Here is a 12,628-nt window from a genome sequence, read left to right as displayed (position 1 = left end):
CTGGGTCGGGTGGGGTGAAAGGTCGTGTGGGTGATGGGTGAGAGCGGTGCGGTTGCGGGTGGTGCCCGGGTGAACGAGGGCGGGGGTGCCTCGCGGGCGTGGGACGGTTCGGCGGGGGCGGGTGTGAGGAGCGCTCCTGCCCCGGTGGGGGTGGATCGGTGGCGTGCGCACACCCCCTTCACCGACCCGGGTGGCTACCGGGAGGTATTGGCGGCCCTGCCCTTGGACGTGGCGGGGATCGGTGCACGGGTGCGCAAGGTGTTGACGCACTACAGGTCCGGTGGGCTGGTTGGTGTGGGTGAGCGGTGGGAGGAGATCGACCATCGGTGGGTGGAGGCGATGTTGGCCACCGACGTTGCCCGGGATGGGCGGGAGTGGTCGGTGCAGCGCGCTGAGCCGTTGGTGGGGTGCTGTCGGGATTTCGCGGTGTTGACGGTGGCGGCGTTGCGCGAGCACGGGGTGGCGGCGCGTTCGCGGGTGGGGTTCGCGTCGTATCTGAACCGGGATTTTGGTACCGATCACGTGGTGGTGGAGTACTGGGACGGGCAGCGGTGGGTGTGGGCGGACACCCAGTTGGACCCGCAGGTGGGGTGGGGTGTGGATCCCTTGGATTTGTCCCATCGGAGTGTGTCAAGTCGAATCGGACAGGGGCAGGTGATCGTCAGGCCGCTTCACGCAGGTCAGCGCTGTGCTGTGCGGTAGGCACGATGTCCGGCTCGTTGATCCACGCGGCCTCGGGAAGAGCAGGAAGCACAGGCCTGCGGGTGAACCGCTGCGGATTGGCCGCGCGAAAGGCCTCAATGGCTTGCGCTCGCTTGTCCTGAATCGCGTGCGCGGTGCCGATATGCACCGTGAAAGGAGTGTGCAGCCCGATCCCGGAGTGGTAGTGCTCGTGGTTGTAGTACTGGAAGAATCTGCGGCAGAACCGCCGGGCTCCCTGAATGGACCCGAACCGGTCAGGAAACGCCGGGCAGTACTTCAGCGTCTTGAAATGCGCTTCGCTGTAGGGGTTGTCGTTGCTCGTCTTCGGCCTGGAGTGCGATTTGGTGATGCCGAGCATGGACAGCAGCTCGGAAACGGGCTGCGATGTCATCGCGGTACCGCGGTCGGAATGGATCACTTCGGCGGCGATCTGGCCGTTGGCCGCGATGGAGTTGGCGATGAACCCTTCGGCGATCTCGCCTGATTCTCTGGTGTGGATTTCCCAGTGCACCACGCACCGGGAGTAGATGTCGATCATGACGTACAGATCGAAGAACCTGCCCGGGCCGGGTCCACGCAGTTTCGTTATGTCATAGCTCCACACCTGGTTCGGGGCGTGGGCCACCAGCTCGGGTTTGGTCTTGGGCGGGTGGGTGGCCTGGGCCCGCCGCTCCCGGCTCTGGCCGCGTTCGCGCAGCAGCCGGTACATCGTGGCCACCGAGCACAGGTAGGTGCCCTCGTCCAGCAGGGCCGCCCACACCTGCCGGGGAGCTTTGTCCCGAAACCTCGTGCTGTTGAGGACTGCGATGATGTGTTCGCGTTCTTCGCTCTCCAGCCGGTTCGGGGGAGGCGTCCTGGCGGGTTCGGTCGGGGCGGAGGGGTTTCGGTCCCGGTTGCGGTAGTGGGTCGAGCGGTTGATGCCCGACAGGCGACAGGACTCTTTGACGCCGGTATGCGGTTCGAGTTGGATTCGTGTGTTCTCGCGAACCTCGGTTACGAGTTCTCCGAGTCCGCGCTCTCGGACACGATCTCCAAGAGCGCGTGTGCTTTTCCCAGGATTTCCATGGCTGCCTCGGTCTGGGTCAGCTTCTTGGACATCCGGGCGTTGTCACGCTCAAGTTTGGCTTTCTCCCGGCGCAGCTGTTCCAGTTCGACCTGTTCAGGTGTCTTCTTTCTGGAAGTCGCCCCGGCCGGTGAGGTGCTCAGTTCGCCGCCATCTCTCTGTTTGCGCCAGAGCTGGATGCTGGAGTCGTAGAGTCCTTCCCTGCGCAGCAGGGCGCCTTTCTCGCCGGCGGGTGCGGTGTCGTATTCCTCCAGGACCCGCAGCTTGTAGGCGTGGGTGAAGGTCCGGCGCTTGGGCCGGGTGGCTCGAGGCCCTTCATCGTTGGTGTGGAGGTCGTGGTTGGTCATCGTCACGGTGGTGGTTGCCTGTTCTCGCCCTGCTTGTGCCAGTTAGTGAAGGTTATCCCTTGGTGTCCCACTTGAGCCTGACACAGAGGGCATGAGGGTGCGGTGGGTGAGGTGGCGTTCTCGGGGGCGTCGGCGGTGTGGTTGGCGGTGCGTTCCGGTGAGGTGGAGGGGAGGGGGTTCGGGGTGGATCCGGAGTTGCCGATGTTGCGGGGTGGGTGGTTGGTGCGTGACTACGTGTGGTTGGAGGTGGCGCACCGGTTGGGTGTGGAGACGTTGTTGTGGGATGGGTGGGGTGCGATGGGTCGGTGGGGTGAGAGTGCGTTGGCTGATGAGGTGGCGCATTTGGTGGTGGCTGCGGATGCGGGTGATGGGGGTGCGGAGGAGGAGTTGGCGCGGCGGTTTGCCTGTGATGGGCGGTTGGCTCCGGGCGGGCGGGTGTACTGTGCTTCGCCTTCGGGCTATCGGGGGTGGGTGGATCTGGGGTCGCGGGTGGGGGAGCCGCGTTTGTGAGCCGGTGGGGGGCTGGGAAGCTGGTGTTTGGCATGTTCCCGGAGTTTGGAGAAGAGCCCTCGTGTCCGATCGTGTTTCACCCGCCGATCCCGCGTCTGTGGCCCAGGAGGCTCAGCAGGTGGGGGAGCAGGACCCTTTTCTGGTGTTTTGGAGTGAGTACCGCCTGTGCACTTTGGCTTCGCCGCGCCCGGACGGCAGTATCCACCAGGTTCCGGTGGGGGTGACCTATGACCCTGAGCGGCATCTGGCGCGGGTGATCACCTTCGCTTCCAGCTACAAGGCCACCAATGTGGCTGCTCGTCCGGGTGCGCGGGTGTCGGTGTGCCAGGTGGAGGGGGGACGGTGGTCCACGCTCGAGGGTGAGGCCACGGTTTCGCGGGAGGAGGGGGCGGTGGCCGAGGCGGTGCGCCGCTACGCCGAGCGGTACCGGCAGCCGCGCCCCAACCCGGACCGGGTGGTGATCGAGATCGCCGTCAAGCGGGTGATGGGTAACGTGCGCCCCGAGCGTGCGGGGATCGTTCCCTGAGTTGAGGGTGTGAGGAGGGCTGGTGTGCGTATGCGCACGCCAGCCCTCCTTTTTCGTGCGCGGGTTCAGGCGGTGAGGGCCTTGGCGGCCAGGTCGGCGTCGGCTTGGGTGTTGTACAGGTGGAAGGCCAACCGGGTCTGTCCGCTGCGTTCGGTGGCCACGATCCCGGCTTCGCGCAGGGTGTGCAGGGCGCCGGGGATGTCCACGGTGGTGATGGCCGAACGGGCTGGGGGCTGGTCCAGGTGGGCGCGGAAGCGGTCGGCCAGGCCGGTGTTGTGGGCGTGCACGTGTTCGACGCCGTGGTCGAGCAGGACCTTCAGGGCGGGGGCTGCGGCCAGGGCGGCGAACCAGTTGGGGGACAGGTCGAAGGCGCGGGCGGTGGGTGCGGGCTCGAAGTGGTCGCGGTAGAAGGCGGTGGTGGGGGTGGCGTCGGCCATGGGGCCGGCGTTGGTGGGGCGTAGTCGGGTGCGCAGGGTGGGGGACAGGTAGCCCAGGGCCAGGCCGCGTGGGGCCATGAGCCATTTGTAGGCGGAGCAGACCAGGGCGTCGAAGCGGGTGGCGTCCAGGGGGTGCCAGCCTGCGGCTTGGGTGGCGTCGGCCAGGACGAGGGTGTGGTGGGTGCGGGCGGCGGCCAGGATCTGGTCGGTGGGGGCCAGGGCTCCGGTGGCTGATTGCACGGGGCTGAAGGCGACCAGGGTGGTGGTGGGGGTGATGTGTTCGGCCAGCTCGTGCAGGGGTGCGGTGTGTACGGTCAGGCCGCGGTCGGTGTGGGTGTGGAAGGGGAAGGTGGTGGAGGTGAATTCGCCTTGGGGCACGAGGATGTGGGCGCCTGGGGGGAGGGAGGCGGCGCTGGTGCCCACGAGTTGGGAGGTGGTGGCGCCCAGGGTGATGTCGTCGGCGGGGGCGTTGATGAGTTGGGCGAAGCGGGTGCGGGTGTCTTCTACTGCCTGGAACCAGTGGTGGGGGTCGGCGGTGGCGGTGTGCCAGGCGTGGGTGGCCTGGGTCAGGGCCTGGTGGGCGGTGGTGGGTGGGATGCCGTACTGGGCGGTGTTGAGCCAGACGGTGTCGGTGTTCCACAGCTTGTCCATGTGTGGGGAGCGTAGCTGAGGGGGTGGGGAGCGGTCGGGACGGTGGGTGTGCTTCGTTCGCCCTTGAAGTTGAAGGGGTGCTGTTCGGGGTTGGGTGGTAGCGCGCTGTGCATTGTGGGTGGGGGTCTGGGCCGGGGCCGGTGTGTCGGGGATAACTGTGCGGAGGGCAGAATCGTCGTAGGCGACGCATGTGGGCCTGGGCACGAACAGTCATGGTGGTGGAGGTGTCGCTGGTGCGGTCTGGTCTTGTCGCGGCTTCTCGGCTCCGGTGGTGGTGAGCGCGGTGGTCGACAATCGCACGGGCGATATCCACGGGACTTCCATCCAGGCTGGTGTCATCCACGGGTCCCTGACCGTGAACACTCATCTGCCCGGCGCGCCGGTGCCCGGGTGGGTGGAGGTGGCCATGCCCGTGCCCCGGTACGGGGCGGGCGAGCTGGGCGTCCACGGCTGCCTGCCCGGCTCTGAGGGGGTTGGGTTGCCTGCCTATGTGGTCAGGGACGTGGACAGCGAACTCGATCAGCGCCTGTCCGCGGCGGCAGCTTCGCCGCGTGGCGGATTGGTGTTGGTGGCTGGTGCTTCGACCGCGGGTAAGACCAGGTCGCTGGTCGCGGCGGTGGGTCGGACCCTGCCTGAGCGGATGCTGGTGGCCCCGCCCGAGGACGCCGACCTGCGTCCTTTGCCCGGCTGGCTCGCCGCAAGGGCCGAACGTGCGCCGCAGGGGTGGGTGGTGTGGTTGGACGACTTGGACCGTCACTTGAGCGCTTCGGGGCTGACCCCGGCGCTGATTGCTGAATTGGGTGTGGCCGGTGGGGTGGTGGCTGCCACCATTCGGAGCCACCAGTTGGAGGCGCTGCGTCCGAGTGTCACCGACGGTGATGCCTCGGCCCCGGTGGGGGTGGGGTATGCGGTACTCAAGAGCCTGCCGGTGGTTGTGGAGCGTCGGTGGAACACGCAGGAGCGTGAGCGGGCTCGTGCCAGCGAGGACGAGCGTGTGGTGCAGGCGGCGAGCGATGAGCGGTTCGGGGTGGCTGAGCAGCTGGCTGCGGGCCCGGTGCTGGAACCGATCTGGCTTGGCGGGCCGGACAGTGGCCATCCGCGGGGTTATGCGTTGGTGGCCGCCGCGGTGGGTTTGGCCCAGGCCGGGGTGGCGAGCCCGTTGACCCGGGAGCAGATTTACGCCGCTCACACGGCTTACCTTCCCGATCCGCCGCCTTTGCCGGAGGAAGTTGATCGGGCCTGGGCCTGGGCGATCCGACAGCGCAGTGGTCTGGCGGGGTTGCTGGTGCCCGCCGACCACGAGGGCCGGTGGCGGGCCTTCGATTACCTCACCCCCCAGGGCCACGTGCCTGATGCGGTGTGGCGCACGGCCTTGGACACGGCCAGTGAACAGGATCGGATCGCTGTGGGCGTCACGGCACGGAGTTTCGAGCAGGACGATATCGCTGAGGAGGCCTTTCGCCCGTTGGCTCGTCGGGGCCACCTCGACGCGATGTTCTACTACGCGTTCCAGCTGTCTCTCAGACCCGGACAGGGGTGGGTGTGGGAGGCCATCGAATTGTACGAGCGGGCCGCCGGTCGGGGTCACGTCGAGGCGATGTTCGAAGTCGCGGAACTGTACGCGATTGAGTTGCCGGGTCAGGAGCTGATCGCCGAGTACTGGTACTCGGATGCCATTGATCACGGCCATTCGGAGGCGGTGTACGGGCTCGCGGAACTGCTGGCGGAGGAGAGGGGGCGGGAGGGGGAGGCCGAGAGCTGGTATCGCAAGGCCCTCGAACAAGGCGACAAGGACGCGATGACGGGTCTGGGACGCCTGTTGGGGAAGGTGGGCCGAAAGAAGGAAGCCCTCGACTGGTGGCGGCGAGCCGCGGAACAGGGTGACACTCACGCGATGTATGTGCTCACGGAAGTGCTGGCGGAGGAGCCTGGGCGGGAGAAGGCAGCCGGAGACTAGTACTGGCGGTTGGAGGACATCGGGAGGGGGAACTGGGGGCGTTCGTCGACCCAGTGATCTACGGACACCACCTGCGAATTTGCTGGTTTGGCAAGGTTTGTTGTCATGACTTGGGGTGGTGCGCAGGATGGGTGTCACGAGCGAAGGAGACACCCATGAACGAACCCGTACGCAGCTTCGAGGTCGTGGTGGTCGGTGGTGGCGCCGCCGGGCTGGCCGGGGCGCTGACGCTGGCCAGGGCACGACGATCGGTCCTGGTCATCGATGCCGGTGGGCCGCGTAACGCCCCCGCGGCGGGGGTGCACGCCTACCTTGGGATGGAGGGTGTGCCCCCCGCTGACCTGGTGGCCAAGGGCCGCCAGGAGGTCGCTTCCTATGGGGGTGTGGTCGAGTCGGGGCGGGTGGTGGCCGCCCGGCGCACCGAGCAGGGGTTCGAGGTGGAGTGCGAGGACGGTGCGGTGGTCGCGGCCCAGCGGCTGTTGGTGACCACAGGGCTGGTGGACGAGCTCCCCGACATCGCGGGTCTGGCCGAGCACTGGGGCAGCGGGGTGCTGCACTGCCCCTACTGCCACGGTTGGGAGGTGCGCGACCAGCCGCTGGCGGTGGTGGCCGGCGGGCCCGTGGCCGTGCACGCCAGTTTGCTGTGGCGGCAGTGGAGTGATCAGGTGACGCTGTTCGCCCACCCCGGCACCGGGCTGGGCGAGCCGGAACGGGAGAAGCTGGCCGCCCGCGGCATCACCGTCATCGACAGCCCGGTCCAGGCCGTGGAGTCGGGGCCGGGCGGGGTGAGCGGGGTGCGCACCGCAGACGGTGCGGTGGTGGCGGTGAACGCGGTGGTGGTGCCCACCTTCATGCGTTCACGTTCTGAGCTGCTGGTCGACCTGGGTGTGGAGGTGAGCGAGCAGTGGATGGGCGAGCACCTGATGGGCACCTATGTGGAGTCCGATCCCAACGGTGCCACCTCGGTGCCGGGTGTGTGGGTGGCCGGTAATGTCACCTCGGTGAGCGAGCAGGTGATCGGTGCGGCCGCCGCGGGTAACAAGGCGGGGGCGATGATCAACGCCGACCTGGTCATGGCCGAGGCCGAGCAGGCCCTGGCCCGAGCCGGGCAGGACGTGCAGGCAGAGCCCGTGCGGTGAGGGGGCGCCGCCGCGGCTGCCTTGAGGGGAGTGGGCTGGGGTGGGGGCCAGCCTGTGAACGGGCGGGGAATGAGGGGGTGCAGGGAGCGGGTGGCTCTGTACCCCCCCTTGGGTGTTCACCGGTGAGGGCGGGGCGCCCGGGGGAGAAGGTTTGGTGGCTGCGGATCAGGACGTGCCTGTCACCTGCTGGTCCTGGTCGTCGGGGATGAGGGGGTGCCCGTCCGCCAGAGCACAGGAAGCCGAACGGCTCAGCGCTAGGGCGGTTCCCGCGGGCGAGGTGGGGCAGCGCAGTGCCAGCGCGTGCCGGATCCGAAGGGGACGACGGGCCGGGGCCTGAGAGGGCGTGGGGTGGATGGAGGCGCTCATGGGGACCGCTTCCGTGCGGGGACAGGACGAGGGTGAGGCTAACGACCCGGGGACAACACAGCCTGAACATCCGGGGACGGCGTCCCTGCCAGAGGGCGACAACCCCGCCCTTGTGGCGGGCCCGGGGGTGGGGGCGACAGGAAACCCGATGCGCCCGGTGCGGGCCCGGCATTAGGGTTGGCGGTCCCCCTCCTTCTGCCCCCTTCCCCCCGGGAGTCTTTGTCATGAGCGGTGCCCGCGAGTTCGCCCAGATCCCCCCGTTGCAGGACCTGGTGGGACGCGCCCTGCGAGGGGAGGTCACCGTGAGCGGGCTGGAGCGGTTGCGCGGCGGCACCAAGAAGGGTGTGTACCGGTTGGAGCTGGCGCAGGGCTCCTCGGTGATCGCTTATGTGTGGGGTGCGGCGGAGAATTTCTGGCCCCAGGACATGTGCAGCTCCCCCGACCCTGACAGTGACCCCTTCGCCCACGCCGACGGAGTGGATCTGTTCGTGGGTGCCTCCCAGGCCCTGGAGTCGCTGGGGGTGCGCAGCCCGCGGGTGCACCTGGTGGAGCGCGCACATCCCGAGCTCAACGCTGACGTGGCCATCGCCGAGGACGTGCGCGGCTCCACCTTGGAGGAGCACCTCGCCCACGGGGACCCGGACCTGGTGGGGCGGGTGTTGGGCCGGTTGGGTGAAGCGCTGGCAGCCATGGCCGTGCCGGTGCAGACGGGGGTGGGCAAGGTGTCGCGGCCTTTGCTGCACGATCGTTCCTGCGAGAGTGTGGTGCTGGATCGGGCCTTGGTTGATGTGGCTGAGGGTGCGCGGCGGCGCCCCGAGCTGGCCCGGGTCGCACCCCGGCTGGAGCGCCGGCTGGGTGAGTTCTTTGACCGGGTGGAGGCGCGCCCCGAACACGGGGTCATCCACGGGGAGCTGGGCCCGGACCACGTACTGGTGGACGAGGGCGAGAACCCGGTGCTCATCGACATCGAAGGGTTGATGTACTTCGACGCGGAGTGGGAGCACACCTTCCTGCGGCTGCGCTTCGGTGACCTGTACGAGCACCTGGAGCGGCCCGGCCTGGACCCGGCCCGCATGGATCTGTACATGCTGGCCCACCACCTGTCGTTGGTGGCCGGTCCGCTGCGCCTGTTGGAGGGCGACTACCCCGACCGGCAGGAGATGCTCGACATCGTCGAGTATCACCTGGGTCGGGCCCTGGCCCACGCCTAGGCAAGTCTTCGAAGGGTGGTTGCGGTCGGGGCGGTGCACGCCCGACCACAGACTTGGGTATCAGGGGTGCGGGCGCAGGCCCAGCACCACGCAGGTGTCGGTGTCGGGGCAGGTCACCCAGGACGCCCTCAGACCTGCTCGGGTGAAGGCGGCCATGAATCGAAAGCGGCCTGACCGGGGCGGTGGTGCCGTAGCCTCCCGTGACGCCGTCGCCCGTGCCATGGTGGGGGTAGGGGACCGGCGAACCTGGTCGTGCGCTTCGCGCCCGAGCTCCGTTTCTTCCTACTGCCATGCCACCGGCACGCACAGGTGCACCTGGATCCTGATCCCACCTCCACCCTCGGCCACATCGTGGACTCGCTCGGTGTCCCGCCGACCGAGGTCGGGGCGTTCACGGTGCACGGCGCGGCCGTCACATCCTCCTACCGCCCGCACCCCGGCGATCACGTCGAGGTCGCCGCTGTTGAACGCCCCCAACCCCTGCCGCAGTGGCCGCCGACGTTCCTGTTGGACGTCCACCTGGGCACGCTCGCGCGCAGGCTCCGTCTCCTGGGTGTGGACACCGCCTACGACAACGACCGCGACGACCCCTCACTGGTCCGCCAGGCCAACGCTGAAGGGCGCGTTCTGCTCACACGCGACCGCGAACTGCTGTGTCGCAAGAACCTGCACACGGGCGGGCATGTCCGCCATGACCGCCCCGACGATCAGCTGTGTGAGGTGCTGGAGAGGTTCGCGCCGCCGCTGGAGCCGTGGACACGGTGTCTGGCCTGTAACGGACTGCTCACTTCGGCTGCCAAGGGTGAGGTTGACGAGCACCTGTGTGCGGGCACCCGCGCTACCTACGACACCTTCGCGCGCTGCCACTCGTGTGGACAGGTGTACTGGCCCGGGGCCCACCATGAGCGGCTCGAACCGATTGTGTGCGGGGCCCAGGCCCTTCTGGACCCGGGCTGAACCCTCAACCCCGTCCCGCTGCCCCGCCCGCCGGGCCTTTGGGCGCAAGGGCAGCCCAGGGCCCGGAAGGGTTCGAGGCGAACAGGCGCAGCAGCCCCAGGAGACGGCTGGCCGGGGGCGCGGTCCAGTGCCGCTGACCGGGTTGTGGAGCCGGGTCCTCCAGACGGCCCAACGCCCAGGTCAGATGGTGCCACAGCACGCTGGCCTCCCACCCCTGCCCGATCGCCTCGCCGCCCTCGCTCCGGTAGGCGTTCAGGACCCGGGGCAGCCACCAGGGCGGGAGTTTGGCGAAGTCCATCGCTGGGTCGGCCACCGCGGCGTCACCCCAGTCCACGATCCCGCCCAGGTCTTTGCCCGGTGTCACCAGCAGGTTCTGCGGTGCGATGTCGCCGTGGACCAGGACGGGGTCCGCACCCGTGGGCACGAGGGCTGACAGGTGTTCACACCAGGCCCCCAGCCAGTCGGCGGCCTCGGCGTCGATGTGCCCCGAACCCAGGAGGCGTTCCAGTAGCGGACCGGCGTCGGTGACCCCGGAGTCGCGTGGTAGGCCGACAAGGCCGTCGACGGGGACGGTGTGGATGCGGGCGAGTTCCCGGCCGAGGCGGTCCAGGAGGGCGGTGTCGGGTTCGGTGCCGACCAGGTCACTACCGGCCACGCGTTCCAGCACCATGTACGGGGTGCCGCCAGGCGGGTCGGTGAACTCGACCAGCGCGGGCGTGGTGACACCGGCCTGGCGGGCGAGTGGAACGAGTGCGGCCTCCTTGCGCAGGTGCGCTTCGAATCCGGGGCCGCGCGGAACGCGCAGGACCAGGTGTTCGCCCAGTGCCAGTACGTGGTTGGCCACCCCTTCGGGTAGGGGGAGTACGTGCTCGGCGGGAACGTTGTGGCGCTCGGCGATCGTGTGCGCGGTGGCGAGGGCGTCGTGGATCATCATCGCTGATCCTGGCACGCCCTTGCCTGGCCCGTCCCGGGGTTTTCGGGGTGAGGAGAGTGTCTGCGGTGTCGGGCGGTGGGTGGTTCCCGGGGTCGCGGTGGCGTCGTCGAGGGTGGTCGGATCATCCGGGGGCCGGTCTGGGCGCGCGCGGGAGAAGGGGGCACCCTCACAGAAGACGGGTTCGTGGAAGCGTGCACTGATGCGGCGGTGTGTCGCGGCTTCCAAGGTGGAGCCTGTTCGGCAGCTCGGCGAAGCCCGCCTCGCCGTAGGGGGGAGGCGGGCACGACCCGGGCGTTGGAGGGGCTCACCTTCGAGCGGTGAGTGGTCGAAGGTCTACTGCTCCGTCCCGTAGTTATTCTTCTGGCCTCGGAAGGGTTCGCCCGAGGCGATGTCGGTGGCCGTGGTTAGACTCCCCCGCATGCGAGGCGAAGATGTGCGGGCGGCGGCCGATACGGCACTGGAGTTCCTGGAGCCCCGCCTGGGGCGTGACTGGTCGGCGGCCATTCCCGGGATGGACTTCACCGTGGCCTCGGTACTGGCCCACGCCGCACAGGGCCCGTTGTGGTACTGCCTGGATCTGATCGGCGGCACCGCAGATGAGGCAGCCTTCGAGATCACGGTGCGGCCGGACGCAGACCCCCACGCGCTGCTGCGTTCCTTGAACAGCGCCGCACGGCTGTGCGCGATGAGCGTGGACGCCCATCCGTCGAGTGCGCGCGGGTTCCATCCGATGGGCGCGTCCGACCCTTCGGGGTTCGCGGCGATGGCGTGCGCGGAGATCTTGGTGCACACCCATGACGCGGCCACCGGTTGGGGGGGAGGACTTCTGTGTGGATCAGGGGTTGGCCGGCCGGGTGTTGGCGCGGCTCTTTCCCTGGCAGGAGCCCGGCATGGATGCGTGGCGGTGTCTGTTGTGGGTGCACGGCCGGGTGGAGTTGGCCGGGGTGCCGGGCGGGCGGGGGTGGCGTTGGTACACCGCCCCGTTGAGTGAGTGGGACGGCAGGCCTCCGCCCTCCGGGTGAAGGTGCCCGGTGGTCCTGTCGGACGCGGTCGGGTGCGCACCAGGCTCCGGTGAAGGATCGAGCAACTGACGTCCCTGCCTCGTCTGTGGACGGGGTTCGGGTGAACGACTACGACGGTTTCGCCGAGGACTACGCGGCCCCCAGCGAAAGCGGTATCCAGAACGCCTACTACGAGCGGCCCGCGATGCTGTCCTTGGTCGGGTAGGTGTTCGGGCGGCGGATCCTGAACGCGGGCTGCGGGGCGGGCCCGCTCTCGGCCGCTCTGGGCGAGCGCGGCCCAGGTGAGCGGTATCGACGCCAGTGCTTCGACGGTGGCGTTGGCCAGGCGGCGCCTGGGGGGATGAGGTGGATCTGCGGGTGGCGATCTGGCCGATCCCCTGCACGCGATGACCGGTGCCTTCACCGGTGCGGTTTTTCGGCTGTGTGTGATCAGCGAGCCCCAGCCCGACGCGGCCGCTCGTGCGTTGTTTCCCGAGGACTTCCAGGGGCCCTCGACCAGGATCGGTTTTCTCTTGTGCGTCTTCGTCCTGGAGGTGCCTTGAGAGCAGGAGCGGGACACAGTAGGCGGGTACACCTCCGGACAGTACAGCGGGGGGTGTACCCGTCTCGTTTGTGTGGGGTCCTGACCTGGTCTCAATAACGTTGGCGGGCCGTTGCGGGGGCGGGGAGGGGCTTGGGGCACCCCTGAGCGTCTGGCTTCCTAGAACGTTCGGTTATCGGAAGTCAGGATTTCCAGCTCCACGGGCATTCGTTTCGTCATGAAAACCACTTAACGTTAATTAATAACGTAATCAACGAAACGTTAT

At 68.5% G+C, this 12,628-nt stretch carries 12 protein-coding genes; 7 read left to right on the top strand and 5 right to left on the bottom strand.

Going from position 1 to position 12,628, the window contains the following annotated elements; genetic code table 11:
* Positions 1-33: 33 nt before the first annotated feature.
* On the top strand, positions 34-702 hold the full coding sequence (locus tag HNR07_RS35860; protein WP_184363821.1) for a transglutaminase domain-containing protein: 669 nt from the start codon (positions 34-36) through the stop codon (positions 700-702).
* Here the strand turns inward: HNR07_RS35860 and HNR07_RS07780 are convergent.
* Together HNR07_RS07780 and HNR07_RS34290 are read right to left on the bottom strand one after the other, a co-directional pair.
* Positions 662-1,672 (bottom strand): IS3 family transposase, encoded by a 1,011-nt coding sequence (locus tag HNR07_RS07780; RefSeq protein WP_184371167.1) that lies wholly within the window; start codon positions 1,670-1,672, stop codon positions 662-664. The two genes, HNR07_RS35860 and HNR07_RS07780, sit on opposite strands and share 41 nt — an antisense overlap.
* Positions 1,673-1,695: 23 nt before the next feature.
* Positions 1,696-2,112: a hypothetical protein gene (locus tag HNR07_RS34290; protein WP_221318652.1), complete on the bottom strand. Its 417-nt coding sequence runs from the start codon at positions 2,110-2,112 to the stop codon at positions 1,696-1,698.
* Between the two features lie 607 nt (positions 2,113-2,719).
* Between HNR07_RS34290 and HNR07_RS07770 the strand changes: the two genes are divergently transcribed.
* Positions 2,720-3,148, top strand: a complete 429-nt coding sequence (locus tag HNR07_RS07770) for a pyridoxamine 5'-phosphate oxidase family protein (protein WP_184371674.1) — start codon at positions 2,720-2,722, stop codon at positions 3,146-3,148.
* A 65-nt stretch (positions 3,149-3,213) separates the two neighbouring features.
* Here HNR07_RS07770 and HNR07_RS07765 read toward each other — a convergent pair whose 3' ends face one another.
* Positions 3,214-4,236, bottom strand: a complete 1,023-nt coding sequence (locus tag HNR07_RS07765; RefSeq protein ID WP_184363819.1) for an aminotransferase class V-fold PLP-dependent enzyme — start codon at positions 4,234-4,236, stop codon at positions 3,214-3,216.
* 283 nt (positions 4,237-4,519) lie between these two features.
* Between HNR07_RS07765 and HNR07_RS35855 the strand changes: the two genes are divergently transcribed.
* Positions 4,520-6,193, top strand: a complete 1,674-nt coding sequence (locus HNR07_RS35855; RefSeq protein WP_184363816.1) for a tetratricopeptide repeat protein — start codon at positions 4,520-4,522, stop codon at positions 6,191-6,193.
* A 155-nt stretch (positions 6,194-6,348) separates the two neighbouring features.
* Positions 6,349-7,332, top strand: coding sequence for an NAD(P)/FAD-dependent oxidoreductase (locus HNR07_RS07755; RefSeq protein ID WP_184363813.1), 984 nt, complete (start codon positions 6,349-6,351; stop codon positions 7,330-7,332).
* 165 nt (positions 7,333-7,497) lie between these two features.
* Here the strand turns inward: HNR07_RS07755 and HNR07_RS07750 are convergent, their stop codons facing one another.
* Positions 7,498-7,698, bottom strand: coding sequence for a hypothetical protein (locus HNR07_RS07750; protein ID WP_184363810.1), 201 nt, complete (start codon positions 7,696-7,698; stop codon positions 7,498-7,500).
* A 224-nt stretch (positions 7,699-7,922) separates the two neighbouring features.
* Between HNR07_RS07750 and HNR07_RS35505 the strand changes: the two genes are divergently transcribed.
* The gene (locus tag HNR07_RS35505) at positions 7,923-8,909 is read left to right on the top strand and encodes a phosphotransferase family protein (RefSeq protein WP_184363807.1); all 987 of its coding nucleotides are present in this window, start codon (positions 7,923-7,925) and stop codon (positions 8,907-8,909) included.
* 246 nt (positions 8,910-9,155) lie between these two features.
* Positions 9,156-9,866, top strand: coding sequence for a Mut7-C RNAse domain-containing protein (locus HNR07_RS07740; RefSeq protein ID WP_184371672.1), 711 nt, complete (start codon positions 9,156-9,158; stop codon positions 9,864-9,866).
* A 4-nt stretch (positions 9,867-9,870) separates the two neighbouring features.
* Here HNR07_RS07740 and HNR07_RS07735 read toward each other — a convergent pair whose 3' ends face one another.
* Positions 9,871-10,800, bottom strand: a complete 930-nt coding sequence (locus HNR07_RS07735; protein ID WP_184363804.1) for a phosphotransferase family protein — start codon at positions 10,798-10,800, stop codon at positions 9,871-9,873.
* Between the two features lie 418 nt (positions 10,801-11,218).
* Between HNR07_RS07735 and HNR07_RS07730 the strand changes: the two genes are divergently transcribed.
* Positions 11,219-11,791, top strand: coding sequence for a maleylpyruvate isomerase N-terminal domain-containing protein (locus HNR07_RS07730; RefSeq protein WP_221318748.1), 573 nt, complete (start codon positions 11,219-11,221; stop codon positions 11,789-11,791).
* The last annotated feature ends 837 nt before the right edge of the window (positions 11,792-12,628 follow it).

It is taken from the genome of Nocardiopsis metallicus (assembly GCF_014201115.1).
GTDB classification, from domain to species: domain Bacteria; phylum Actinomycetota; class Actinomycetes; order Streptosporangiales; family Streptosporangiaceae; genus Nocardiopsis; species Nocardiopsis metallicus.
Note: the sequence above shows the minus strand (reverse complement) of the source record. Positions and strands in the feature narration are given on the sequence as shown.